The organism is Paenibacillus sp. HJGM_3 (assembly GCF_045062745.1).
Lineage (GTDB): Bacteria > Bacillota > Bacilli > Paenibacillales > NBRC-103111 > Paenibacillus_AA.
In genome coordinates this window covers 1-24,373 of the sequence record NZ_JBJGED010000026.1, presented here as the reverse complement: position 1 = coordinate 24,373, position 24,373 = coordinate 1, and the positions used below count along the sequence as shown (strand labels likewise).

Below are 24,373 nucleotides of genomic sequence, written 5' to 3'. Positions count from 1 at the left end.
CAGCGGGTTAAGCCAGTTCGTTCAGCTTCACCGGACGGCCTTCCGCAACCGAGCGGTTCGCGGCTTCCATCAAGCGGGTCAGCTCGACCGCCATATTCACGTTATCCGTCGCTTCCGTCCCATCGGTCACGTGACCGACCCATTGATCGAACGCCATCGGCAATTGTTCCGGAATGTCCACCGTGAACCAGCCATCACCGCTCTTAGAGCTTCGCACTTGAAGCGTAGCGTCCGGGAAGCCGTATAGCAAGCTGCCCTCCGTGCCGTGAATCTCGATCGAGAATGGCGAATGCGGGTTCACGAAGCCGGCTTCGACGATCCCGATCGCGCCCTCCGGATATTGCAGGACCGCTACCGCATTGTCCTCCACTTCACGGCCAGTCACGTAGCCATAAGTGGCGTGCACCGCATCGGGAGCGCCGAGGAAGCGGCGTACCAAGTACATCGGATGGCAGCCGAGGTCGATCAGCGCGCCGCCGCGGCATTGCTCCAGCGAGAAGAAATGAGCCGGCAGCCAATTGGCGACCGCGCCGCCATGCGACAACCGCGCGCGAACTAGCGTCAGCCGGCCCAGTAAGTTTTGCTCCAGCACGCTCTGGATCGCTTGCGTATAGCCATGGTACAGCCGTGGCAGCGAAACGGCCAGCTTCACCCCTGCCTCGCGTACGGCGTCCAGAATGTCGCGAACCTCGGCGAACGTAGCGGCCACTACTTTTTCCGTGAAAATATGTTTGCCGGCATTCGCCGCCTTCAGCATCACTTCACGATGCCGGTTCGTAGGCGCGTCCACCACTACGGCGTCGATGCCGGCGTTCGCCAACATATCATCCAGCGATTCATAGTAGGGAACTCCGTACTGCTCGGCCTTCTTCCGGCCGCGCTCCGGATCCTCGTCCCAAATCGCGGCGAGCTCGGTCGCCGGATTGGCGATCACTTGGCGCGTATAATCGTCTGCATGCACATGCCAATAGCTAATCTTTCCCACTCGAATCATTCGGTTCACCCTTTACTTTAAATATACGACACATTGCGAACATAACACAGACTCAACAGTTGCTATAATGAAAATTGGTGCCAAAATAACTATAGTTTTGCGACATGCATCATTATACCACAATCACCGCCCAGACGGCGATTTGAGTGATGCGGCTCTTTCCGCACCTATGCTATGATAGCGGAAGTAGATTAAGAGTTTCCGAAGGAGGGGAGCCCGCTGCCGTTCCACTTTCAATCAAACCGCTATCCGGAACTGCCGGGGTGTTATCTCATGCTGGATGAGCACGGCGACGTTCTGTATGTAGGCAAAGCGATTAACCTGCGGGCGCGGCTCGCCTCCTACTTCCGACCTCACCCGGACCGCTCGAAGACCGCCCGTCTTGTGAAGTACATACACGACATCGACCTCATGATCGTCACGAACGAGAACGAGAGCTTGACGCTAGAGCGCGAGCTCATCAAGCATTACCGGCCCGCCTACAACCGTGCGATGCGGCGCGGCCCTTCCGTACTGCCCTATATCGCCGTCACCCGTGATGCGGTGCCCCGTCTCGTCGCCGCCGATCACGCCCGGTTCGAAGCCGCGGCAGGACAAGCCCAAACGGCTGCCGCCGGCAGGAGCGAGACGCTGATTGGCCCATTCCCTAACATCCCATACCGCAATATCGTGCTGGAGCATGTCATCGCCGCCTACAAGCTGCCGACCTGCGCTCCGCTCGAAGACCGGCTCTGCCTGCGCTACTACCACGGCTGGTGCTCCGGCCTGTGCGAGCAGCGGGTCACGGCGGACGAGCATGCGCTCGCGCTCGAAGCGGCGAAGGCGCTCCTCGCCGACCGAGACGCCCTCCTCGCGCACATGCGCGAGCAGATGACCGCCTACGCCGAGGAGCTTCGCTTCGAACAGGCGCTGGCGGTCAAGAAACAGATCGAGGCGCTCGTCCGCATGAACGAGCGCCAAGCGGTGAACCGGCCGAACGGCAAGCGCGAGGCGCTCGCCTGGTTCGGCCGCACAGGCGTCCTCCTCGCACAGCTGGAGGACGGCACGCTGCGGCAGCGGTTCGCCGTGGCGCCGCTGCAGGAGGGCGCCGGCCGCGACGAAGCCGCGGCCGCACTGCTCGCTCGGCTGTGGGCGGAATGGCGCCCGGCCGAGATCATCACGAACGCCGCGAGTGCCCTTCCGCTCGCGGCGGAGCAAGTGTCCCGGCAGCACAAAGCGCTCCGGCTCTGGGAGCCGAAGCGTGGTCGAAAGCGGGACTTGCTGAACATTGCCCGGCTGAACCTCGAGTACCGGGAAAGCCTTACTCCTTGATCGCGCCGAGCACAATGCCTTTAATGAAAAATTTCTGCAGGAACGGATAGACGAGCAGAATCGGAAGCGCCCCGATGAAAATTTGCGCCGCCTTCACCGTCCGCTGCGAGATGTTCTCGAGATCCTCTTTATTCACGTTCATTTTGTCGAAGTCCTGCTGAACGATGATCGTCTGCAGGAAAGTGGCGAGCGGGTAATGCTGGAATTTCGTCATATAGATCAAGCCGTCGAACCAGGCGTTCCAGTGGCTGACCATCGTGAACAGCGACAAGGTCGCTAGCGCCGGCAGCGAGATGGGCAGATAGACATAGAACAGCGTGCGGAAATGCCCCGCTCCGTCGATCAGGCACGCCTCCTCCAGTTCTTTCGGCACCGTTCGGAAGAAGTTCAGCAGCAGGATCATATTCCAGACGGAGACGGCCCCCGGCAGGATAAGCGCCCATAGCGAGTTAATGAGCCCCAGCTTCATGATCAGCAAGTAGTTGGCGATCATGCCCCCATTGAACAGCATCGTAAACACGAAATACCATTTGTATATCCCGCCCGGCCGGAAATGCAGCTCACTCTTGGACAAAGGATACGCAGCCAAAGTCACGACCGTCATTCCCACTGCGGTGCCTAGCACGGTCCGCTTCACTGCAATCCACAAGGAATCGAGGAAGAATGGGTTCGCGATGGACTTCCCGTACGCCTGCCATGTGAAATCGATCGGCCACATGCCGACCAGATTCGCGCTGGCGGCCGCTTTGCCGCTCAGGGAGACGGCCAGAATATGGACGAGCGGCGCGATGCAGACTAGGGCCAGCACGGCCAACATCGCGTGATTGATCAGGGAAAAGACGCGGTATGCGGCGGATTTATGGTACATGCTCCCTCCTCCTAGCTCAGAAGATGCGGTAGTTGGCGTGACGGTAAGCCAATCGGTAGGCGAGCACGATTAGGCTGAAGCCGATGACGGATTTGAACAGGCTGACGACGGTGGCAAAGCTCATCTTGCCGTTGATGATCCCCATTCGGTACACGAATGTATCGATGATGTCGCCCTTGCTGTACACGAGCGGGTTGTACAGATTGAAGATTTGGTCGAAGCCCGCGTTCAAAATGTTTCCGAGCGAGAGCGTCCCGACGACGATCGTAATGGGCAAGAGCGCAGGAATCGTCACATGGAGCGTCTGCTGCCAGCGGCTCGCCCCGTCCACCTCGGCCGCTTCGTAGAGCGACGGATTAATCCCGGCCAAAGCGGCGAGGAAGACGATTGTGGAGAAGCCGAATTCCTTCCAAATGTCGCTTGTAATGACCGTGACCAGGAACCAATTCTCGTCGCCCAGGAAGAAGACCGGGTGTACGCCCAGCGCCTGAAGCGCCCGGTTCACGAGTCCTCCCTGCGGAGACAGCATGTCGAGCAGAATGCCTCCCAAGACGACCCAGGACAGGAAATGGGGCAAATAGACGAGCGTCTGCACGAACCGCTTGAACAAGGAGCTGCGGATTTCGTTCAGCAGCAGGGCGAAGAAGAACGGAACCGCCAAGTGGAACACGATCTTAAAGGAAGATATGATGAGAGTGTTCAGAATGACCCGCTTGGAATCCGGATAGACGAACAGAAACCGGAAATGCTCCAGCCCGACCCAAGGCGATTTGGTGAACCCCAAATACGGCTTGAAGTCTTGAAACGCAATGATTAAGCCGGCCATCGGCACGTAATGGAAAATAAACGTCAGGACGACTGCAGGCAACAGCATCAGATGCAGCGGCCAGCTTCTCGCCCACTTGTGGGTTCGGCGCTTCACTAAGGAAGGTTCGGTTAGTTTCGTCTGAAGGTGCATGCGCTCACTCCTCGACAGCCTAGCGGGAGACGGACCGGTCCCTTTCCCGCCGGTTCCATCCCCGCTGCAGCCGCCGCTTATTTTTTCAACGCTTTATACCACTGGTTGACTTCCTCGGTAATTTTATCTCCGCCCGAAGATTTCCATTGCTGGACATACGTGTCGAACGCATCGAGCGGCAGCTTGTCGAGCACGATCTTGTTGTACGTCTCCAGCTCCATCTGCGAGAGGAGATCCCACTTGGACTCCATCGTCTTCGTCGGCGCCCCGGTGAATGCCTGATCGTAGATGTAGCCTTTATCCTTGCTCTCCTTCACGATGACGGTTGCGTCCATTTCTTCCTTCGTCCGCGTCTCCTTGGTCGTACGCTCGAACGGCGTGCTCGGCTCTTCGCCCTTTGACAGCTTAATGAGCGCGTTCGTCATCAGATCGGGGATGCGCGCACCGGTGTAAGTGATTGTGTACGGCCAGACGTTCGTCCCGCCCTGCGCCGTGCCGTTCGATCTCGGCTTGCCGTCGAAGACGTCCCAATCATAGCCCTTGGCCAGCCCGAACTCGTACTCGCTGCCCGTCTTCGGATTTGCATAGTTATCGAAGAAATAGTTGTAGTAGAGCAGGATCGACTCCGGATGCTTATTCGCTTTGTTGATCAGCATGACGCCGTTGTCGATTTTCTGGACACCGCGAATGCCGATTTTGCCGTCAGGCCCTTTGGGGAACTGGTAAGCCTTGAACCGGGCATCCTTCACGTTCTTGTAGATGTCGCGAAGCGGATAGTCCGGATAGTAATGCGGGCCTATGACGATGCCTGCCTTGCCCGCGATGAATACTTCAGCCGCCTTCGTCTCGTCCATTGTGCCGGCCTCGTTCGAGATATACCCTTTCGCCATCCAGTCCTTCAGCTTCGCGAGCCCTTGCTTGGCGCCCGGATGGATGGAGCCGTACTCCAGGGAGCCGCTCGCGTTTTTGTTCCACTGGCCGATGATCGAGCCGTACCAGCCGAAGGCGAACGCCGCGGAGTTGAAGTTCTGCTTCAGGCCGAGCGTAAGCGGGATCGTATCGTCCTTCCCGTTGCCGTCCGGATCTTTGGTCTTGAACACTTGCATAATGTTTTCCAAATCCTCGATCGACTTCGGCGCCTGCAGGTTAAACTTCTCCATCCAGTCCTGGCGAATCCACATCACGTTCTCGGTATTCAGGGAGTAATCGAAGATCGGCAGTCCGTATTTCTTTCCATCCCTCATGTATGGATACCAGACGGCCGGATCGGCGTTCACCGCATCCTTGTACACTTTGGTCGCGTATTTGTCGAACAGCTCGTCGACCGGGATGAATTTGCCCGTATCGATCAATTGGTTGGCCACGGCCGTATCCCGGAGGATGACGACGTCCGGCAATTCCTCGTTCGCGGATAGAGACAGCCTCAGCTTGTTCGAGAACGCATTGTTCGTATTCGGCGTCGTCCAGGCGAATTTGATGTCGATCCCGAGCTTCTCCTTGATCATGCGCGTATGCACGTTGTTCTCGATCGTCTCGCCGTCCTTGAACTTCCAGCAGCTGCACACTTCTTTAATGGTAGTCAGCGTGATGGGCGGGTCGTATTTCCCTTTCTGGAACACCTCCGCCATGCTGTCGGTCGTTCCCGGCTGGGCCGAGCCGGACGGCGACGGAGCCGGTTCCTCCGAGCTGCACGCGGCTGCCGTGATCGCCAGCATCGAGGCCATCAGTACGGTAAGCGGTTTCGAAATCTTTTTGGTCATAGCTGTCCCCTCCCCTTAACGGGTTTGAATTGGTTCCTCTTGCTTGATTCGCACCTACTATACCCCACCTGCAATCCCGGATATATAGCAACCTGTTGGCCGCATATCACTTTGTTGGCGGATTCGCGTCCCGGTACTCCTGAGGCGTCAGGCCGAATGTTTTCTTGAACACCTTGATGAAATAGGCGGCATTCGGATAGCCTACTTGTTCCCCGATCCGGTAAATTTTCTCCTCGCTCCCGCTCAGCAAGTGGGCGGCCTTCTCCATCCGGTACCGGTATAGAAAAGCGCTCAGCATCTCTCCCGTCTCAGCCTTATACAGCTTCGAGAGGTGGGTCGGGTGCAAGTAGACGTGGTCGGCCATCGCCTGCAGCGACAAATCCTCCGCCACATGCGCCTCGATGAACCGCTGCAGCTTCTGCACGATGCCAGACCTCGTGTGCAGCCGCTCCTCCTCGATGTCGGCCCGCATCGCCGCGACCGCCGTCTCGGTCCACTGCCGGAGCTCGCGAATCGAGCGGTAGACGGTGCCGTCCGCCAGCTTGTCGTAGTCGCGGCTCACCCATTCGGAGAGACGCTGCCCGTTCTTATGGGCCAACGCCAGCAGCGCACCGACAATTTCGTGCCCGGCCTCCAGCACATGCTCCTGCGAGTTCGCGAACGACTCCTCGAGCTCCCGGAACACTTCGTTCAATTTGTCCGTAAGCTCCGTCCACCGGCCGGCTTCCAACAAATGCACGACACGGGGCGGCTCGTACAAGCGCATGAGACGCTTCACCTCCGGGGCCGCTGTCTCGCCCGCCACCCCCATAAAAGCTTCCTGCTCGCTTCCGACCTGCTGGCGGAATGTGTTCAGGACCGCTTGATAGTGGCTCGCCAGTCCGTAAGGGAATACGCTCCAGCCGGACATCAGCACGGAGATTGTACTCCTCAGCGAGTAGCCGACATTCCGCTGCAGCCGAATGGCGCACTGCTCAAGCAGCAGCTTCGCCGTGCCAGGCTGCCCCTGTGTTGCTTCCGCCGCCGCGGGGGTTGCCACGAACACGAGGTAGCCGTACTTGTCCCGGCAGCACCAGAGCGAGAAGTGACGGGCGAAGATCTCATCCGCGAGATTGAAGATCGAATAATCGTAGAGGCTTCGGTCGTTCACGCCCACCTCGGCGAGCCTCCCCTCCATCCGCACCATCATCAGGCAATAGGGAGATCCTCGGTCGATCCTCAATCCATACCAGTCCCTCTTCTTCTCCCATTCCGAGGGCGACATGGCGCCTCCCGTCAAAAGTCCTTCCAGCAAATGGCCCTTGAGCAAGGGCAAATGCTCCCGAAGCGCCGTCACCGCCCTTTCGGTCGAGGCAATTTGCTCCCACTCCTCCTTCCATTGGTTCACCGCACGCCTCACCGCGTCGATCACCACTTCATCCCGAGCCGGCTTCAGCAAATAATCGGTCGCCTGCTGAGCGAGCGCCTGTTGGGCGTATTCGAACTCCGCATACCCGGAGAGGATGATGCATTTCGTCCCGCTCCACGTTTGCCGAATGCGCTCTATCAGCTGAATACCCGACATCTCCGGCATGAGCACATCGGTCAGCACGATCTCGATCGGGTACTGCTCCAGCAGGCGAAGCGCTTCTACCCCGTTCTGCGCCTTGTACACAAGCTCGATGCCGACCGTCTCCCAAGGGATCGTCTCCGATAACCCTTCCAGCCAATGCACTTCATCGTCAACCAATAGCAGGTTCATATCGCCTCTCCCTCCTTATGAAGATGAACCTTCCCAAACTGAAGCAATGTGCGCAGTCCCCCGAGCGGCGACGGTTCAAAATATAAACCCGCCCCTTCCCCGAAAAAGTAAGCGAGCCGGCGGTGCACATTCCACATGCCGCACCCTACCTCCTCGTCCAGCGCTTCCCGGACTTTGCGCTCCAGTTGCCTCCGCCCCGCTTCGTCCAGCCCCGGCCCGTCATCCTCCACCGTAATGATCGCGTTCATCCCTTCCTGCTTCCCGGCAATCCGGATCATCCCGGAGCCGATCTTCTTCTGAATCCCGTGGACGATGGAGTTCTCGACGATGGGCTGCAGGAGCAGCAGCGGGACCCGCATGTCCAGCATGTCGTCCGGTATCTCGATCTCATAGCGGATGCGGTTCATGCGCAAATTTTGGATTTCCAGGTAGTGGGTCACCATTTTCAACTCCTCCCGGAGCGTCGCCTCCTTCTTTTCCAGACGGGTCGTATAGCGGTAGTAGTCCGACAAGTTGTAGGCCATCGCCAGCACGGCGTCTTCGTTGCGCAGCTTCGTCATATTCGCGATAAAGCCGAGGCAGTTGTACAGAAAATGCGGGTCGATCTGCGATTGCAGCTGCTTCATCACCGCCTCGCGGGTGTGCAGCTTCTCGACCACTACTTTCTCCATCAGCTCCTGGATCGTGGCCGTCATCTCGTTGAACTGCATGAAGAGGAAGGCGAATTCGTTTTGCGGCAGCGCTTTCAAGCGAAAAGAGTAATCCCCGCTCTTCAGCCGCTTCACCGCCATAATCAGAGTTCGGATCGGCCTCTGCACTTGCCGGTACAAGCCGTAGGACGTCAGGAACGCCATCGCGCATAGAACAGCGAGCCCGATCCGGAACAACGTCCGGCTGTGGTTGATCGGAGCCAGCACGTCTTCCAGGGAAACGTAATCGACTAAGGACCAGCCGGTTGTTTTGGACTGGATCGTGTTGACCAGGTACCCCTTCCCGTTCAATTGCAATGTGAACGTAGGCGGGTCTTCCGCTGATCGGTTAAGGAGGCGGCCGATCACCTCCCGGATGAGCGTCTCGTCCTTTGATCGGTTCCCGATGTACGAATAGCTGCCGGAATACAGGAATGGGTCTCCCCGGCCGCTCGCCTTGAATTCGTCCAGCATCGTCTGGATTTTGTCTTCGGACAAGCTGACCTCCACGATGAGATTGGCCCGGTCCAACTCGGCCTGCGATGTGAACGGCCCCGTGACATAGGAGTAAAATCCGGGCTTGAACGGAGGGCCTCCTTTGTACACCCAGCCCGCGGACACGTTGTTTCGCAAGTAGGCTTCGTCATATTTCGTCTGCGGATCGGTCGAGATCACCTCCTGTGTCGTGACGGAATAGATGGAGATCCGGTCGGTCCAATCGTAGGACAGCGCTTGCAGGTTAATTTTGTCCTGCAGCAGTGAGCGGATTTTTTGGTTCTCCAGCGGCTCCCGGAGGAACGGAATGGCTGCGAATTCCTTCACGCTCGGATCGTTGCTCAGCACGATGGCATTCAGCTTCAACCGGTTGATCGAGGCGTCGATCAGGCTCAGGAAGTAGGACAGCTGATTGTAGTTGGACGATTGGATTTGCTGATCCAGGACGTCCTCGCTGACTTGATTCGAATAACCGTTCATGAGCAGCACCGGACTGAGCAGTGCCACGAGCAGAAGCAGAATGCGATTATAGATGCTCATTGCCTGCACCTCCTTCCTTCCATTTGTTTCTCTTTATTATTGCGAGTCCGAACGGGATGGAACATGTCCAGAACGGGCGTAATATGGCTATTTTGGACCCCAAACACAAATAGACCGTCCGGTCCCGGACGGTACTTCGTAGTAAGCTTTCCGTTCAAGTCTCTGACTTAAAGGTTTTGCCCAATTCCTGATCGAGGCCAAAGTAGTGGCGAAAGCTGTAAATCAACGGGTTCCACGCGGAAGGGTTGACATGCCGCTCACTCCACACAATCGCTTCGTGGGCATGAACTTTTTTCGCCTCTACCTCAACGATGGCAAACCCCTCCGACTCCTGGAGATGTACGACTTTTGCCTCGATTTGCAAAGGGCACTCTTCCACTCGCTGCGGTTGCACGACATCTGAATCGAGCGGTGTGAACCCGGCAGCGGAAAATTTGTCGCGCTCAAATCGATACAGCTCTTGTTTGTAGCTTGGCACCGGATTCGCACCCGTCAACCTCGCCAACTTTTCTACATGCCTCCATTGCGATGCATCCGGCAGATTGACGACGCATTCCCCGCAGCGGCGCAGGTTGGCTAACCCTTTCCCGCCTTCGCCAAGCCCGAGAACGATGCGATTCCCCAGCGCCCAGGCAGATGACATCGGGGTGAGGTTTGTCGTTCCATCCTCATTCCATGTTGAGAGCAAGACGACCGGGGTGCCAAAGTACAGGATTTTGGGCTGGATGACTTGAATGACTGGTTTCGTTTGCTTCTTGATAGTAATCACCTCAACGAGCATTATAGCGGGAAAACCCTTCGCTCTTCATCGAATGATGCATGCAATGCGTTGCTCGTTGCTGAGAGGACACCTTTATCATAATCTCAGGCCGAACTCGTCAGCCAACCCCTTCAGACCCGCCTCCGTCACCCGTACGGCACGACCGCCAGGAATACGTGTAATCCATCCGAGTTCAAACAATCGATTGGTAATCGCGGCGCCGAGACCACCGGCGATGTGGTGCCGCCTCTCGCTCCAATCCAGACATTGCCTGGCAAAATGGCGCCGCCCTTTTTGCACCTGATCTACATCTATACCGAAGCGCTTAAAGCGCTCATAACCCTCCTGGCTAACGACAAAGTCTCGACCGGATCGTTCGATCATACGGAGCGCTAGCAGGCGATCCGTCAGCCCCACGCCGACTTCGCCCGCGATGTGGTCGTAGCAAGTGCGGGCATAGCGCAGCACCTTGGATTGGTCGTACTCCTTGAGTGACCGAACCGGCTTTTGTTTGGCGATGGCATTGAGAGCTTCAAGCGCGTATGCGACTTCAGGTCCGGCCAGCCTGTAATAGCGGTGTCGGCCGCTCATCTCCATGACGAGCAGGCCTCCCTCGACCAATTTGGCCAGATGCGAGCTTGCCGTTTGTGGCGTTATACCCGCGGCACGCGCCAGAACGCTTGCCGGAAGAGCTTTGCCTCCTAACAATTCGAGCAGCATCGTGACGCGGGAAGGATCGCCGACGAGCGCTGCCACTTCCACGAGATTCGGTTTTGCCTCCATCTTGTCCCCCTCCTGTGCGTTTGGATGTGTATCGCCTGTTGAAAATCATAACACAATTATGATTCGATGGCGGACGAAGTATCATGTACGGCTTCATAAAAACAAAAAGCCGCGATTTATACGCGGACTTTAATGTAAACACTGCTGTTAAACTTTCTAATGTACTCAAAATTTCACCAGCATCGCCGTGGCGTACATGCAGAGAATCCCGATCGCGACTCCGCTGAAATTCAGCCAGGAGACCGCCCCCCGCCCTTCTTCCGCCGAGTCCTTGAGAATCATCCGGGTGATGACGACAATGACCTGTAGAATGGCACCCGCACCGACCCCGAAGAACAAAGCGGCGAACGCCGGGTTGAACAGGAAGCCGCCGGTCCACGTGCCGAGAATCGCCGGCGCTCCCGCCACAACCGCGAGCAGCGCGAACGTCCTCCAACCCGGACGGTCCTTCACCAGCGGAGCGGCGATACCGACGCCTTCCGTGATGTTGTGCAGCGTGAAGCCGATGACGAGGAACGTGCCCAATGCGGCTTCCCCCACCGCGAAGGCGGCACCGATCGCCAGCCCTTCTCCGAAATTGTGAAGACCGATCCCGGTCGCCAGCTTGAGCGATACTTGTCGGCCGTCCGCTCCGTGCCGCAGCCTCCGTTCATTCATCTGGTCCACCGCGATCAGGAACAGGAAGCTAAGCAGCGCCCCGAACCAGACCAACCCTGTGCCCTGGAATACTCCAGGCGCCTCGCCCGCCATCTCAAACCCTTCCTCGAACGTATCCACGAACAGGAAGAACAGCAGCCCGACCGTAAACGCCAGCAGGGCGTGCATGCCCCGCGCCGAGAAGCGCCGGATGAACGGATACCACATAAGCCCTAATCCGACCGGGATGACACCTACATAGAAGCCGATGAGCGCATATTGGAGGAATCGGCCGGTTTCCGCTTCCGGCGTTTTGGCGGCTGCCGCGACGTCACCCGTGAAGATGAGCCCGTTGCTCGTAATCAGCTTGATCTCATGCGGATCGCCCGCCACCCAAGGATATGGAATATGGATCGTAGCCGATCCGAACCGCTGCAGCGTATCGCCAGGCTGGAACGAGGCGTTCCAGAATGAATCGTCCACCACGACTTGCGCGATCGTCACATCGTGGGGACCCGAATTCATCACCTTTACCTCGAACCCGTCATCGGTCAATTTGATCCGCTCTACATTCAACATCTCGATAGGCGCGGCCGGCTCATCCCGGATCCCCGTGCCCAGCAGGCCGATCGCAGTCAGCAGGGCAATCAGCAGGATGGCGGGCAGCAATGCCCAGACGAGCAGCTTCCTTCTCGGCGCGTTCCCGGCGTTACGCGGGATTTGGGTTTGCAAATCGCTCATTGTTTCATAGCCTCCCTTCTCAGATCCTTATTCCGCTTGGAAAAACCCCATCCAGCCTAACTCCGCGAACTCGCTCTGGTGCGCATGGAACATATACCGTCCCGGCGTCGGGAAGACGATCTCCAGAATGCCGCGCTCGCCTTGGCACTGCATGATCGTATCCGTGAAATAAGGCCGGGCCTCCGGGTCCGCTCCCGTCGCGTAATAGTTGAAGTAGTTGGCGTGCAGGTGGAACGAATTGATCGGGTCGAATTCCGTCAAATTGCTCAAATAAATCCGAACCAGCTCCCCCGCTTTAACCTTGATCGGTTCTTGCTGATAAGCGAACGCATAGCCGTTGACGGTGTACACTTCATTCTCCCCGTCCAAATCGAGATCGTAGCCGTTCATCACCATATTGAATTCTTTGGCCGCGGCTCGAGGCTTCTTGGGATCGATGATGAAGTTGCCGTACAGCCCTTTATGAATATGTCTGGCTAGCGGTGCCACATGGCAATGGTACACTTGCATGCCGGCCGGCTTCGCTTCGAACTCGTACGTGAACGATTTGCTGGGCATCACGGCCTCGAGCCCATCCATATCGGTCGGGTGAATGCCGTGGAAATGGATCGAATGAGGATGGCTGGAAGCATTGTGGAAGCGAATCCGCAGCAGATCGCCTTCCGTACAGCGAAGCGTCGGGCCGGGGATCGTCCCGTTGTACAACCACCCTGGGAAGGAAATGCCCTTGGCAATCTCCACACTCCCTTCGAAGGCCGTGATATCGTACTCCCGGAGCGTCCTCCCGTCGGCTGTCCGGCTCACCTTGCCGTAATCGAATTGGGTCAGCGCCTCTCTCGCGCGCTTCAGTCCTTCCGTCACCACCGTGCCGGGATCGTACCCGTGCTTCATGCCTTCGTGCAATTGATGACCCAACGCTTGGTGTACATCCTGCTTCGTCAAAGCCAGAGCGGGACGCTGGAACCAGGAGCCCGGATTCAGAAGGGTGCTGCCCAGGAAAGCGGCGGCGCCCGCCGCTCCAAGTTTCAGCACGTTCCGGCGCGATACTTTGTTCTCGCTCATTTGCGACATTTTCCATCCTCCTCGTAACAAAAATTGGCTCACGGTTTGATCATACGCAATAAATTTGGTTAAGGTAAAAATATTGTCCGAAAAAAAGTATATTAGCCAAAGGACAAAATGTTTCCTAAGGGAAACATTTGATTATTCTTAATATACGACGGACTCCTCGTTTTGTAAATACAAAAAAGAAGCGCCTCGTCTCAGGGGGCGCCCCAGAATGTTGCTTAACCGAAATCCAACACATTGCGGACTGAATCCGCTCCTCCATAAACTTTGTTGGGGCTACGGTGAGGATACATCGAAATAGCTGCAAATTTTTCCTCTGATTGAAAATCAAAGCCCTTCAAAAGGGCAATAGATGAAAATTTTCCTCTATCGATACCAGAGCACCGAATTTCTGCCCGGTTTTATCGATTAGCTGCAAATTTTGCTTCTATTCACAGGAAAATCTGAAGATTCCTGGAATAGCGGAAATAATTTCATCTATTGGCCGGCTCGACGTTTATGCAAGGCATTCCTCCCGAGACTTGCGCGAGGCTTTCTCAGGGGGTCGCCCTTGGATTCACGCGTGCTTCATATGTTGAAGCGTCAGCTTGAAGATCTGCTCGATATGATCGTCGTCCAAGGAATAATACACCGTCTTCCCCGACTTGCGCCGCTTCACAATCCGCATATTCCGGAGGTACCGCAGCTGATGGGATACCGCCGATTGGCCCATTTCCAGCAGCTCCGCCAAATCGTGCACACATAACTCGCGGTCGAGCAAAGCATAGATGAGCTTCAGCCTGGTCGGATCTCCCAGCGCTTTGAAGACGTCGGCCATCTCGCTCGCGGCCCCGTTCGGCATCATGTTCATTTTCAGCTGCTCGAGGTTCGCGTCGGTTCCGACGCACGTATCGTCACACGTCTCTTGCCGGATCAGGTCCATCCTGGCACCGCCTTCATTTAATCGTAATTGTTTCTATTATATCAGATGCGGGGTGCCAAGTGGAAACGGGGTTGGACCATCCATGCCGGCCGGTTACCTTGTAACTCTTTGCGAACCCTGAGATCGTTGCTCAGTAACATGAAGGATCACCACCGTGGTCTAGAGAATAAGTAGGAAACCGGATCGAGGTGTGCAAAAATGGATCGTATTCGTTACCCGTTGGGGCTATTCGAGCCTATTCAGAATCCTACCCCGGTGCAGCGCGCTCGATGGGTGGAGGACATGCTGATGCTCCCAGCCGACCTGCGTTCAATGGTAGAGCCGTTATCTCGAGACCAGCTGTTTACGCCCTATCGGCCTGGAGGGTGGACCGTTCAGCAAGTCATTCATCACATGGCCGATAATGATATGAACGCCTATATTCGTTTCAGGCGTGCGCTCACAGAGGATGCGCCATTAGCAGGCACTTATCGGGAGGATCTGTGGGCGGAACAGATCGATTATGAAGCCCCGATCGAGCTGTCGCTTGTGCTCTTGGATGCTTTGCACCGTCGATTCGCCGCCCTGCTTCGCTCCCTGTCCACAAGCGAATTTCAAAAAACGTTCACGAGTCCCACACACGGCCCCATGAGTCTGGATGTCGCCACCCAGCGATTCGCCTGGCACGGACGCCATCACTTGGCCCAAATCACGGCATTAATCGAACGCTCGGGCTGGTAGACCGTCCCACATTGTGGGTCCATTAAGACCTCACGCGGAGTCATGGTATCGTTGTGCGGCTTGCAGATCATCTGTCCAACGTACCGCGCACCGAATATAATCTAATTATACATGCTCTGCATAAGGAGTTCATACATTGCTTCAATCCGATTCTGAATTAATAGCCGCCATACGAGCGGGCGATTCACACGCCCTTCACGAACTGCTGCTCCGGTACCGCCCGCTCGCCGTACGATGGGCTTCAACGATTGCTCGCGATTCCTACCTTGCGGAGGACATCGCCCAAGAGGCGCTGATGCAAGTCGCAGCCAAGCTCGACCAGTTGGAGGATCCCGCCAAGTTCTCCGCATGGCTGAGAATGACCGTTCGGAGACAAGCGCTCAATCACGTGAAGCGGCAGCGCCGAGAAATAACGTCGGCGGATGCGGAATGGAATGAGTCCGCCCAACACGCATCCGGACGGACGACTTCAACCGATCCGCAGGACATCGTAGAGCACCAAATTACGGTCGAGCAACTTTTATCCGGAACTACGCAGGCATTATCTGCCAGAGACGGAGCGATCCTGTTAGCGGTCGCAGGGGACGCCAGAACCGAGGAGCTGGTGGAACGTTTCGCGGTGAGCAGGGCCAACCTGTACAATATCATATCGCGATCCCGTACGCGGGCGGGCGAGGAGCAATTCCGGGCAGCACTGGAGGGTTATCTGAAAGATCGGCGGAGGCACAAACTTCCCCGCATAAGCCGACTTTCGATCCCCGCTTGGTCCCGTCCGTACTCCATGTTCGGCATCGCGGTTCATGCAGCTTTACAATATGCATCTGATTACCAAGCATCGCTGACGGAGACGCTCGGCTTGCTGGGGGACCCATTCCGGCTTAGTGTGACGACCGGCTGTCATTGGCGCGGAATCTCCACATTCGATTGGACGTTTACCGCCCAGAGAGGGATGGAGCGATTAGGTCGCGAGCCGCGAATCTGCAGTACACGCAGAATGTCAGCTTCGCATGATCCCGAGAGAAGCCTCCGCCTGCTCCGACTCGTTCATCAATCCATCGACGAGGGGATGCCGGTCGTCGTATGGAATCTCGTCATTAATGAGTTCGGTCTGCTCTACGGGTATGACGATGCGGAACGGCAATTGTTGTATCGCGGCTTTCGCGAACAATCGGTCGTCTTCGACTACCGGGACCTAAGCCGGAATCACGAGCAACCGGAGCTGTTCGCCCTCGCAATCGGCTGGCGTACGTCGCCTCCCGCGACGGATGGAGCGATCATGGAGGCGATTCGCCACTACGCCCGAGGGGACGAGCCCCCCATGGCGATGTTCGAGTTCGGGCTGAAAGGGTATGCCCTATGGCGGACCGCCGCCGAGTCGGGCACCCTCGATCCGCTGGGCCATGCGTATCAGGTGGCGATCGTGTGCGAGGCGCGAGAGCAAGCGGTCGGGTACTTACGGCTCTTGTCCGAGCGGGCCAGAACTTCCCTGCGACGCGAAGGATTGCTGGAAGCTTCCCTCTGTTACGAAAAGGCGCTTCGGTCGCTGTACCGGCTCTATCCTTCATTCCCGTTCGGCTATGGAGTCGATGACGCTCATCCCGGGAGTCCGGATACGAACGTTGCAGCCGCCCTAACCGAGGCACTTCAGGCCGAACAGGAGGCAATCCGGTTACTCAGTCATTTGTAGCAGAGGACAGGCACACAAAAAATTTTCATACGTTGATAGATTCAGCACACTTCGGTTGTCTACTACGTGAACCTACTTGAAGGAGGTATGCGCCATGACGCATCCGATTCGCCCTTTTATCCCCACCGTATTTTTGCCCGTCAGCAACCTGAAACGCTCCATCGAATGGTATTGCAGCTTGCTGAACATGCCTTTGCAGCCCAAGCATGATGGCGGAGGCATTTACTATTTCGGCATGCAAGGCACGGATCTGATCCTGGACAGCAACATGTGGGGGTTCCCGCCGATGACGATGTTCGACTCGACGGATATTGACGCCGCCTATGCCTTTTGCCGGGAGCAGCAGTATCCTTTCGTGACCGAGCTGTTCCGGTACCCAAACGTCGCCCACTTCAGCGTGGCCTCCAATATGGTATGCCAAGCCGAGCGCAGCTACGTCCCCGATAGGCCCCACCCGCTGCTGCCGCGCATCGCCCGAGTGCTTGTCCATACGGGCCAGGCCGGCATCTCGGTCGACTGGTTCGAAACGTTCCTGGACGCGACAGCCGAACCTGATCCCGGAACGGAAGGGCTTCGCCGCATTCGGATGGAGCGCGGAGCGGACCTGTTGTTCGATCCCGGTACGCTGAGCCGGACCGAGCCCGTGCGTTTCGAACGGCTGCAGCTCGACCTCCGGGTGAGCCCGGCCTTCCTCATCGAATCTCCTGATGTTGAGGCTGCGATGGCCTACGTTCGCGACAAAGGCGCGGAGCTCGTCAGCGGCATCGAGACGCGGCACGGGGTTACGGGCTTCCAGTTCAAGGACCTTGACGGCAATGGAATCATGGTCGCACAACTGAAGTAAAAACAAACCACCCTATTCCGGATCTCATACTGGGTCCAGAATAGGGTGTCGTTAGGATTGCGCTAGTTCGGTACAAGATCGCAGAATGTTTGACTCCGCTCGAATGCTGATTCTGATTCTGTTTCCAAGTCTTCTGTGTTACTCTTATGGTATTCATTCGTTTGGGAGCGATTAAACCGATGAATTCAGTCAATTCGATCGAGTGGAGCAGCCATTGCCTGCTGCAGCCGATGAAGAGCAAGAGCCTGGATGAGGAAGTAAAACGGAGTTTAGGCTTCGTGCCCAAAATGTTTGCTTATCTGTATCCGCTTCCATGGACCGCACGGGGGGTGATGGCCATCTACGCGTTCGTGAACCGCCACATCCAGCATTGGCCCAGCGACTTCGGCCCGCTCATGAATCTGGTCATTGCACAAGAGAACTCGTGCCGCTACTGTTACGGATCGGCGCGCATTTACTTGAAGTTCCTCGGGTACAAGGAAGCGGAGATTCGCAAATTGGAGCACAGTCTGTACAGCGTCGATCTAAGCGATCCGGAGAAAGCGGGTCTTCTATTCGTACGCAAGCTGACACGGCTCAACCCACGGCCGAAAAAAAGCGACCTCTCAGCCCTCTATGCAGCCGGCCTCACGCAGGCAGCCGTCGAGGAGTTGGTGTTCTACTGCTCGATCAATTCGTTCCTCAAACGATTCACCATCCCGCTTGCCGTACCGCCCGAGGATTTTGACACGATGGATGCGAGCCGTTGGAAAAACCCGTTTATCCCGGTAATCTCTTTTCTGGTCAAGAAATCGGTCAGCAAAGGTAACTGGTCACCTGAGTCGACAACCGAAATTACGATCTTCAGCCCGTTTACGGAACGGATCGCTTCCTTGCCCACCGCGCAGCGTATGCTGCAGGAAATGATTCGCAATTGCTGGGACTCCCCCCACTTGACCAAGAGAACAAAGGCGCTGTTGTTCGCCGTCGTGGGCAAGACGCTGGAATGCCCACTCACCGAACAGGAAGCGAAACGGCTGCTGCTAGCGGAAGGCATGGATAGTCTGCAGATTGAGGCGGTGATGACCTACCTGCATGCACCGGTACTCCATGCGGAGGAGTTGAGTACGATCCGGTTCGCCATCGATCTCCTAAAAGCACCCCCGATCCGCGCCCAAGCACTTACTCGCGAGTTCAGCGTCGGACTGGAACCGGAGACTTTGCTTGAAACGCTCGGGACGATCGGTCTGGCCAGCTGCTTATCGAAGCTTAGCGTGTTGATGGAGGACTGATCCGATGTACCTCTATTGGATCGTACTTGTCCTCTGCGCAGCCCTATGTGGGGCGCTCTTCCGCCGGCTTCGCACGATCCGACGCCGTGCCCGGAAGCTGGAGAGCGCTCTGGAAGGCACGATGATTCAGCTCGAGCAGCTGCAGAATGCGTTCTCGAGGTTCGCTCCGCACACCGTCGTCGAGGACATTATCCAACGAGGTGTATCCACACGCGCCGAGCGAAGGGAAGTCACGGTGTTATTTTGCGATATCCGAAACTTCACGGCCGTCAGCGAGACGATGGACCCGGAACGGCTCGTTCAAATGTTGAACGTCTACTTTCGTCAAATGAGCGAGACCTTGTCCGTCCACAGAGGCCATGTGAGCAAATTCATCGGGGACGGGATCATGGCGTTATTCGGCGCACCTGACACGAATCCATGGCAATCGTTGGATGCCGTGATGGCGGCTCTCAGCATGAGGGCCGCGTTGGGACAATTGAATGCACAGTTGAACGAACAAGGGCTGCCTCCGATCTCGATCGGCATCGGGATCCATCGCGGGCCGGTCGTCGCCGGAGTCATAGGGAGTCGGGACTTGCTGGAATACACCGTCATCGGCGACATCGTGAATACGGCCGCTCGCATCGAGTCTTTGACTCGAAAGCATCAGACGGATATCCTCATCAGCGGAGATGTGGCCCGGCTCTTGGACGATCGCTTCATGCTCGAGGAGAAGCCGACCGAGCCCCTCAAGGGCAAAAGCGAGCCGGTTCAGGTTTTTGCTGTCGAGAGGATGGTCTCCGGGTAAAATGCCATTTCACTGTGGATTGTACTGTCGCCCAGTTCAGGCATTACCCGGCTCCCCGCTTTCAAGCCGACGGAAAGCAACAGGAGCGAAACGGAAATCCGTTCGCTCCTCCTGTATGAACGCTAACCATTATTATTTCGGGCTTCCCCCCAAACCTTCCGAATAAACTCGTCCCGACCCGACCGGGCCCGGTCCTCCTTGTAATGGGCGGCGTTCTTCCGATGGTAGTTCTGATGGTACTCCTCCGCCGGATAGAAGGCGCTCGCCTCCGTTATCTCCGTCACGATCGGCTTGTCGAACATGCCGCTAGCGACCAGCTCCCGCTTCGACTGCTCCGCGAGCTCGCGCTGCCGCTCGTTGTGCGTGAAGATCGCCGTCCGATAGGAGGAGCCGCGGTCGTGGAACTGCCCGCCCGCATCCGTCGGGTCGATCTGCTGCCAGAACAGCTCCAGCAGCCGTTCATACGGGAAAACATCCGGCTGGAAGCGAATCTGGACGACCTCGGCGTGCCCGGTCGCGCCTTGCTTGACTTGTTCGTATGTAGGGTTCGCCACGGTCCCGCCCATATAGCCTGACACGATCCCGAGAATACCGGGTTGCTCCTCGAACGGAGTTACCATACACCAGAAGCAGCCTCCGGCGAACGTTGCCACTTCTTCTCTCAGTTGGTCTTTCGGATTTGCCTGTTGTGAATTCGTCATGGATTTGACCTGCTCTCTTCGTTGTTTCCATCTGGATGGGTGTGCATATCGCCGCTACTTCAACAGCATTCTGGCGAGCTGTAACGCCGACCTTACTCTGGATCGCTTGCGATGAACCGTCACGTATCGATAATCGGTTAACGTGACTCCCGCGTCCTTAAGGCCATAGGCAAAATCGTCGTCCAGCATCAGCTTGTACTCCCACACACGCTTCTCCCACGACGGGATCTGCGCCTCCAGAGCCGGGTCCGGCACGGCCGGGTGGATATACGTCTCCGATATCCCTTTCGGAAGGTCGTACAGCTTCTGAATGAGCATGCGCTTGAAGCTGTCGTACGTCTCGCCTTCCTGGACGTGATAAGGATGCGAGAGCAGGTAGTCCGGCACCGCAACTCCGAGCGTATCGGCCAGGGCCACGACTTTGCCGAGCGCCTGTTCGGCACCCGGGATGGAAGCGAGGAACTGGTCGCGGCTGTCGATGTAGCGGAACAAGCGGAACGGCAGCCCTCTCCGGGAGCATGCCCAAAGCGCTTGCGGCAAGTAGCTGCGGCCGGTCGCCAACCCGTACAGGCTGCCCATATGGTTGTCGGCATGGCTGATGCGGATGCCGGCTTTCCGAACCGCCTCGAACTGCGCCTCGATCTCCGCGCGCACCGCTCTCGGTTCGGCCGAGCGCTCGAACGCCTCTACCGTCATGGGCATGCGGCCGCTCGCATCGTGGAGGGACGGATGCCCGGTCAGGCTGGAGAAGCGGACCGCTTCATACTCGCTTGTGAACGTCAGATGCAGGCCGACATTGTCGACCTGCTTCCTCCGGCACCAATCCGCCGCTTCTTCGAACCCGATCGCGGGGGGCATGATCGTGGCGGACGACACTTTGCGCTCCTCCAGCAAGTGCATGATCGCGGCGTTCGCCGGCGCGCTCTGACCGAAGTCGTCACAATTGAGAATTAACCCTTTACGCATCGGAATCTCCATTCTGGAACGGACTCTTCATGAACAGCGAGAGCACGAACGCGATCGCGAGCAGACAGAGCGGCACGACGCTGATCAAAACCTTGAACGTCATCTCAGGGTTTTGACCCGGATCGTCGCCGCTCACGTAGCCGAACAGCCGGCCAACAATGAAGAAGGCCAACGCTGAGATGAGCCCGCTCGAGCGAGTAATGAACCCGCCCACCGCCGTATACACGCCTTCCCGTCGCTGCCCGGTCGTTTCCGTATCCCGGTCGATGATCCGGCTGCTGACGACCGGAGGGGTGACGAGGAACCCGGCCAATCCGAAGCCGACGACGATGCCCGCGACGATGCCTCCGGCCAAGTTCGTACCGAACCATAACGGGATTGCCGTCAAGCCATACACCGCGAGCGACAGGCGCCATGAGCGAAACCCGCCCCAGTTTCGAACGATCGCATACCAGACCGCCACGAGCGGAATGACGGACACGAAGATCGAAGCCAACAACAGAGATACCTGAGACTCCGGAATGTGCAGCACATACTTCGCGTAGAACGGGATCATCGAGCTGAGCAGCCCGTTCACGGTCTGAGCGAATGAATTCGCGATATTGAATATCCAGAACGACTTGTTCTTCAGCGTGGCGCGAAATGCTTCCATGAAACCGAGCCTCGGCTCCGCGCTCGCTTGTTCGTTCTCTTGGATGAACCGGAGGAAGATCAGCATGCAGAGGGCAAAGACGAAGGCATATGTTACGGACATGAGGCTGAAGCCCATAAGATCGAACAATATCGGTGTCAGCGCAGAGCCGATTAGAATAGCGACGATCTGAAACCCTTGCTGTACGGCCGATGCCTTCGCCCGCAGTTTGTTGCCGGCGAACAGCTCCGGGAATAAGGCGCCGTAATTGACCCAGATGATGGTGGCGACCGCTTCGAACAGGATGAGTGCGATGAGAAACCAGCTGAACAGCATACCGCCGCTCCAGCCCTCGGGAACGCTGAACACCATGATGAACGTGAGCATGAACAGGGGGACTGAGGTGTAAAGCCAAGGCTTGCGTCTTCCGTAACGCGAACGTGTCCGATCGGACAAATAACCGAAGAGCGGCTGATTGACCGCATCCCAGATCAAGTAAATCGTGCGGGCGATCGTGGCGAGTCCTACCCCGAGCCCGAGCTTCTCGACGTAATAATAGCTGTAAAAGGCACTGAACGCCTGACTCGGCACCATCATGGCGAACATGCCGAGCGCGTAAATCACCGGTGCATTCACCCATTTGTTCCGCATCCCCCGCGGCCTCCCCATTCCCTTCCTAGTCTTGCCCACTTGCTCCCGTTCTACCTACAACCTGTGCTCCAGAAAATCCTGCACCTCCTCCTGGGACAACGACCGGCCCGGCCCGATCACACGGAACACGACGCCTTCCGCGTCCACGATATACGTGATGGGGAACGTACGCGCATGATATTTGCGGTACATCTCCCCCTTCTCGTCGATCAGCATCGGGTAGACGGATGGATGCTCCGTATACAGGGGGGCATTCGCACGAACCCGACGGATTGTATAAAAATCGACCCGGTCTATGTACTTCGCCGCTACGCTTTGCATTTGCATGTAATCCTGCTGGCACGGCTGGAAGATCGCATCGCAAAAATTGATTACCGTGGGGCGCCCCGTCTTCCCGAACGCAATCGTCGTGCCGTGTTCATCCTGCAGCTTGAACCCTGGCGCAGGCTTCCTCTCCGCGAGCGGCTTCTCCACGGCCGCCGCGCTCTTCGTGGGGGACAGATCAAACAAGAATAGGCTTATGACCGAGATGAGGATGAGGAACACGGCGAACCAGGCGGCTAGCTTCATCCGTGACAGCCATTCCTTCCACATGCGCACGGGCGTCGCCTTCGGCACGACGTTCCACCAGTCATACTTGCCGCCCGCTCGCGCCGCCGCTTCGACCAGGACGGTCGTGTTGCGATCCAATGCTTCCTCATCCAAGGGACACTGGATGCTGAGCAGCAGGACATGCGGGTAATGGACCGCACTGGGATCATAATCGATATTTTCGACCCGATACCCTTGGGGCTCCACTTGCCGGCACAGCGACTTCAGGGCATCCTGGCTCGGGAAGCGCAAATGATAAAGTACCCGGTCCTTTCGCCCGATCCGATAGCCCTCCCGCAGAAGCGAGCTGAGCCCGCTCGAGTTGTAGGCGAGCTGCGTCTCCAGCGCGCTCGGGAGCAAATACTCGTAGAGCTGCCAGGCGGCATCCTCCCGGGTCGCGACGGTCGTTCGGAATTCCGGGTAGCCGGCCAAGCAGCGCTTCACCGCCTCCGTGGCCGCGTCCGGCTCCGGTACGTAGAAGAACAGCTCCAGGCGGCTGCTGGACTGAATGCGTCCGATCCACACTCCGTGTCCGTCTGCGCTCATCAGCGTCTCTACTTCGTCGTGCAGCGTTTGAATCCGGGTCTGTACTTCTCTCGCCTGTTCGGCGGTCTCGGCGATCCGGTAAATGTTAATGGTAAGCGTTAACAGAAACGGGTATAGCTTCGTGTCCAGGTGGTGCTTCAGCGTTCGATCGACGAGCACGCGGGCCTTCTCTTGCTCTTTCTTATATGTAATCCAGTCTCTCTCCATCTGCGGCGGCCACACCAATCTCTATATGTAAGATGTCACAATCGCCCTAATCATACCATAAAATTTAAGCGGCGTTGACAAAAAACAGGAAGCTGCAATCAGCTTCCTGTTACGTATGTAGGCTATGAAAATAAGTGGTCGGGACGACACGATTTGAACATGCGACCTCTTGGACCCGAACCAAGCGCTCTACCAAGCTGAGCTACGTCCCGTAGTGACAATCGTTATTATAGCAAAAACCTTTGCGCCCCGCAATACAAAACTTGATGCGCTTGAGGCTCCAAATAAGCAAGGTTTATTCCTTGAAAACTGGGTGCGAAAACGATAACTGTAATTGTGTACTTGGCCCTTCGAAGTATTCTCGGGGCCCCCGCAAAGTATTAGGAATCCGCTTCGTCAGCGTTCGCTTCACTTTGTGGGGATGTTGGATAAGCCCTCGACCGATTAGTATTCGTCAGCTGCACGCATTGCTGCGCGTCCACCTCGAACCTATCCACCTCGT

The 24,373-nt window shown here is 57.1% G+C and carries 21 protein-coding genes and 1 tRNA gene; 6 read left to right on the top strand and 16 right to left on the bottom strand.

Features of this window, described 5'->3' with window-relative positions; genetic code table 11:
• Positions 1-7: 7 nt before the first annotated feature.
• Positions 8-994 carry a Gfo/Idh/MocA family protein gene (locus ACI5FR_RS24780; RefSeq protein ID WP_405459382.1) on the bottom strand — a complete coding sequence of 329 codons (987 nt, stop codon included), beginning with the start codon at positions 992-994 and terminating at the stop codon, positions 8-10.
• Positions 995-1,267: 273 nt separating this feature from the next.
• Here ACI5FR_RS24780 and ACI5FR_RS24775 point away from each other — a divergent pair, with 273 nt between their 5' ends.
• Positions 1,268-2,305, top strand: coding sequence for a GIY-YIG nuclease family protein (locus ACI5FR_RS24775; RefSeq protein ID WP_405459380.1), 1,038 nt, complete (start codon positions 1,268-1,270; stop codon positions 2,303-2,305).
• Here ACI5FR_RS24775 and ACI5FR_RS24770 read toward each other — a convergent pair.
• The 10 genes from ACI5FR_RS24770 to ACI5FR_RS24725 all read right to left on the bottom strand — a co-directional run bounded on the left by ACI5FR_RS24770 (position 2,295) and on the right by ACI5FR_RS24725 (position 14,266).
• A complete protein-coding gene (locus ACI5FR_RS24770; protein WP_405459378.1) occupies positions 2,295-3,173 on the bottom strand; it encodes a carbohydrate ABC transporter permease in 879 nt (292 codons plus the stop codon). The genes ACI5FR_RS24775 and ACI5FR_RS24770 overlap by 11 nt on opposite strands.
• A 16-nt stretch (positions 3,174-3,189) precedes the next feature.
• The gene (locus ACI5FR_RS24765) at positions 3,190-4,131 is read right to left on the bottom strand and encodes an ABC transporter permease (protein ID WP_405459376.1); all 942 of its coding nucleotides are present in this window, start codon (positions 4,129-4,131) and stop codon (positions 3,190-3,192) included.
• Positions 4,132-4,208: 77 nt separating this feature from the next.
• Positions 4,209-5,891 carry an extracellular solute-binding protein gene (locus tag ACI5FR_RS24760; protein WP_405459374.1) on the bottom strand — a complete coding sequence of 561 codons (1,683 nt, stop codon included), beginning with the start codon at positions 5,889-5,891 and terminating at the stop codon, positions 4,209-4,211.
• Positions 5,892-5,997: 106 nt separating this feature from the next.
• Positions 5,998-7,632, bottom strand: coding sequence for a response regulator transcription factor (locus tag ACI5FR_RS24755; protein WP_405459372.1), 1,635 nt, complete (start codon positions 7,630-7,632; stop codon positions 5,998-6,000).
• Positions 7,629-9,356, bottom strand: coding sequence for a sensor histidine kinase (locus ACI5FR_RS24750; protein WP_405459370.1), 1,728 nt, complete (start codon positions 9,354-9,356; stop codon positions 7,629-7,631). The genes ACI5FR_RS24755 and ACI5FR_RS24750 overlap by 4 nt, the downstream gene beginning before the upstream one ends.
• Positions 9,357-9,510: 154 nt before the next feature.
• Positions 9,511-10,137, bottom strand: a complete 627-nt coding sequence (locus ACI5FR_RS24745; protein WP_405459368.1) for a flavin reductase family protein — start codon at positions 10,135-10,137, stop codon at positions 9,511-9,513.
• A 75-nt stretch (positions 10,138-10,212) separates the two neighbouring features.
• Positions 10,213-10,899: an ArsR/SmtB family transcription factor gene (locus ACI5FR_RS24740; protein ID WP_405459366.1), complete on the bottom strand. Its 687-nt coding sequence runs from the start codon at positions 10,897-10,899 to the stop codon at positions 10,213-10,215.
• Between the two features lie 165 nt (positions 10,900-11,064).
• Positions 11,065-12,276: a ZIP family metal transporter gene (locus ACI5FR_RS24735; RefSeq protein WP_405459364.1), complete on the bottom strand. Its 1,212-nt coding sequence runs from the start codon at positions 12,274-12,276 to the stop codon at positions 11,065-11,067.
• Between the two features lie 27 nt (positions 12,277-12,303).
• On the bottom strand, positions 12,304-13,338 hold the full coding sequence (locus tag ACI5FR_RS24730; RefSeq protein ID WP_405459509.1) for a multicopper oxidase domain-containing protein: 1,035 nt from the start codon (positions 13,336-13,338) through the stop codon (positions 12,304-12,306).
• Between the two features lie 562 nt (positions 13,339-13,900).
• Positions 13,901-14,266 carry an ArsR/SmtB family transcription factor gene (locus ACI5FR_RS24725; protein ID WP_405459362.1) on the bottom strand — a complete coding sequence of 122 codons (366 nt, stop codon included), beginning with the start codon at positions 14,264-14,266 and terminating at the stop codon, positions 13,901-13,903.
• A 198-nt stretch (positions 14,267-14,464) separates the two neighbouring features.
• Between ACI5FR_RS24725 and ACI5FR_RS24720 the strand changes: the two genes are divergently transcribed.
• The 5 genes from ACI5FR_RS24720 to ACI5FR_RS24700 all read left to right on the top strand — a co-directional run bounded on the left by ACI5FR_RS24720 (position 14,465) and on the right by ACI5FR_RS24700 (position 19,578).
• A complete protein-coding gene (locus ACI5FR_RS24720; RefSeq protein ID WP_405459359.1) occupies positions 14,465-14,986 on the top strand; it encodes a YfiT family bacillithiol transferase in 522 nt (173 codons plus the stop codon).
• A gap of 136 nt (positions 14,987-15,122) precedes the next feature.
• The gene (locus ACI5FR_RS24715; RefSeq protein WP_405459357.1) at positions 15,123-16,673 is read left to right on the top strand and encodes an RNA polymerase sigma factor; all 1,551 of its coding nucleotides are present in this window, start codon (positions 15,123-15,125) and stop codon (positions 16,671-16,673) included.
• Positions 16,674-16,767: 94 nt separating this feature from the next.
• Entirely contained in the window at positions 16,768-17,517 is a 750-nt protein-coding gene (locus ACI5FR_RS24710; RefSeq protein WP_405459355.1) for a VOC family protein, read from the top strand.
• A gap of 179 nt (positions 17,518-17,696) precedes the next feature.
• Positions 17,697-18,788, top strand: a complete 1,092-nt coding sequence (locus ACI5FR_RS24705; RefSeq protein WP_405459353.1) for a carboxymuconolactone decarboxylase family protein — start codon at positions 17,697-17,699, stop codon at positions 18,786-18,788.
• 4 nt (positions 18,789-18,792) lie between these two features.
• Complete coding sequence (locus tag ACI5FR_RS24700; protein ID WP_405459351.1) at positions 18,793-19,578, top strand: adenylate/guanylate cyclase domain-containing protein; 786 nt, start codon at positions 18,793-18,795, stop codon at positions 19,576-19,578.
• Positions 19,579-19,700: 122 nt separating this feature from the next.
• Here ACI5FR_RS24700 and msrA read toward each other — a convergent pair whose 3' ends face one another.
• From msrA to ACI5FR_RS24675, 5 genes are all read right to left on the bottom strand, one after another.
• Positions 19,701-20,279: a peptide-methionine (S)-S-oxide reductase MsrA gene (msrA, locus tag ACI5FR_RS24695; RefSeq protein WP_405459348.1), complete on the bottom strand. Its 579-nt coding sequence runs from the start codon at positions 20,277-20,279 to the stop codon at positions 19,701-19,703.
• Positions 20,280-20,333: 54 nt separating this feature from the next.
• Positions 20,334-21,245, bottom strand: coding sequence for a polysaccharide deacetylase family protein (locus tag ACI5FR_RS24690; RefSeq protein ID WP_405459345.1), 912 nt, complete (start codon positions 21,243-21,245; stop codon positions 20,334-20,336).
• Complete coding sequence (locus tag ACI5FR_RS24685) at positions 21,238-22,527, bottom strand: MFS transporter (RefSeq protein ID WP_405459344.1); 1,290 nt, start codon at positions 22,525-22,527, stop codon at positions 21,238-21,240. Before ACI5FR_RS24685 ends, ACI5FR_RS24690 begins: the two co-directional genes overlap by 8 nt.
• A 54-nt stretch (positions 22,528-22,581) precedes the next feature.
• Positions 22,582-23,871, bottom strand: coding sequence for a DUF695 domain-containing protein (locus ACI5FR_RS24680; protein WP_405459342.1), 1,290 nt, complete (start codon positions 23,869-23,871; stop codon positions 22,582-22,584).
• A 135-nt stretch (positions 23,872-24,006) separates the two neighbouring features.
• Positions 24,007-24,083 (bottom strand) — tRNA-Pro (locus ACI5FR_RS24675).
• Positions 24,084-24,373: the final 290 nt, after the last annotated feature.

What these genes read in the sequence shown, in the direction of transcription:
- ACI5FR_RS24710 (WP_405459355.1), top strand. Translation starts at nt 16,768, where the DNA reads ATGACGCATCCGATTCGCCCTTTTATCCCCACCGTATTTTTGCCCGTC.
- ACI5FR_RS24700 (WP_405459351.1), top strand. Translation starts at nt 18,793, where the DNA reads ATGTACCTCTATTGGATCGTACTTGTCCTCTGCGCAGCCCTATGTGGG.
- ACI5FR_RS24735 (WP_405459364.1), bottom strand. Translation starts at nt 12,276, where the DNA reads ATGAGCGATTTGCAAACCCAAATCCCGCGTAACGCCGGGAACGCGCCG.
- ACI5FR_RS24750 (WP_405459370.1), bottom strand. Translation starts at nt 9,356, where the DNA reads ATGAGCATCTATAATCGCATTCTGCTTCTGCTCGTGGCACTGCTCAGT.
- ACI5FR_RS24755 (WP_405459372.1), bottom strand. Translation starts at nt 7,632, where the DNA reads ATGAACCTGCTATTGGTTGACGATGAAGTGCATTGGCTGGAAGGGTTA.
- ACI5FR_RS24685 (WP_405459344.1), bottom strand. Translation starts at nt 22,527, where the DNA reads ATGCGGAACAAATGGGTGAATGCACCGGTGATTTACGCGCTCGGCATG.
- ACI5FR_RS24770 (WP_405459378.1), bottom strand. Translation starts at nt 3,173, where the DNA reads ATGTACCATAAATCCGCCGCATACCGCGTCTTTTCCCTGATCAATCAC.
- ACI5FR_RS24760 (WP_405459374.1), bottom strand. Translation starts at nt 5,891, where the DNA reads ATGACCAAAAAGATTTCGAAACCGCTTACCGTACTGATGGCCTCGATG.
- ACI5FR_RS24745 (WP_405459368.1), bottom strand. Translation starts at nt 10,137, where the DNA reads ATGCTCGTTGAGGTGATTACTATCAAGAAGCAAACGAAACCAGTCATT.
- ACI5FR_RS24680 (WP_405459342.1), bottom strand. Translation starts at nt 23,871, where the DNA reads ATGGAGAGAGACTGGATTACATATAAGAAAGAGCAAGAGAAGGCCCGC.
- ACI5FR_RS24705 (WP_405459353.1), top strand. Translation starts at nt 17,697, where the DNA reads ATGAATTCAGTCAATTCGATCGAGTGGAGCAGCCATTGCCTGCTGCAG.
- ACI5FR_RS24690 (WP_405459345.1), bottom strand. Translation starts at nt 21,245, where the DNA reads ATGCGTAAAGGGTTAATTCTCAATTGTGACGACTTCGGTCAGAGCGCG.
- ACI5FR_RS24765 (WP_405459376.1), bottom strand. Translation starts at nt 4,131, where the DNA reads ATGCACCTTCAGACGAAACTAACCGAACCTTCCTTAGTGAAGCGCCGA.
- ACI5FR_RS24775 (WP_405459380.1), top strand. Translation starts at nt 1,268, where the DNA reads ATGCTGGATGAGCACGGCGACGTTCTGTATGTAGGCAAAGCGATTAAC.
- ACI5FR_RS24740 (WP_405459366.1), bottom strand. Translation starts at nt 10,899, where the DNA reads ATGGAGGCAAAACCGAATCTCGTGGAAGTGGCAGCGCTCGTCGGCGAT.
- ACI5FR_RS24720 (WP_405459359.1), top strand. Translation starts at nt 14,465, where the DNA reads ATGGATCGTATTCGTTACCCGTTGGGGCTATTCGAGCCTATTCAGAAT.
- ACI5FR_RS24730 (WP_405459509.1), bottom strand. Translation starts at nt 13,338, where the DNA reads ATGAGCGAGAACAAAGTATCGCGCCGGAACGTGCTGAAACTTGGAGCG.
- ACI5FR_RS24725 (WP_405459362.1), bottom strand. Translation starts at nt 14,266, where the DNA reads ATGGACCTGATCCGGCAAGAGACGTGTGACGATACGTGCGTCGGAACC.
- msrA (WP_405459348.1), bottom strand. Translation starts at nt 20,279, where the DNA reads ATGACGAATTCACAACAGGCAAATCCGAAAGACCAACTGAGAGAAGAA.
- ACI5FR_RS24780 (WP_405459382.1), bottom strand. Translation starts at nt 994, where the DNA reads ATGATTCGAGTGGGAAAGATTAGCTATTGGCATGTGCATGCAGACGAT.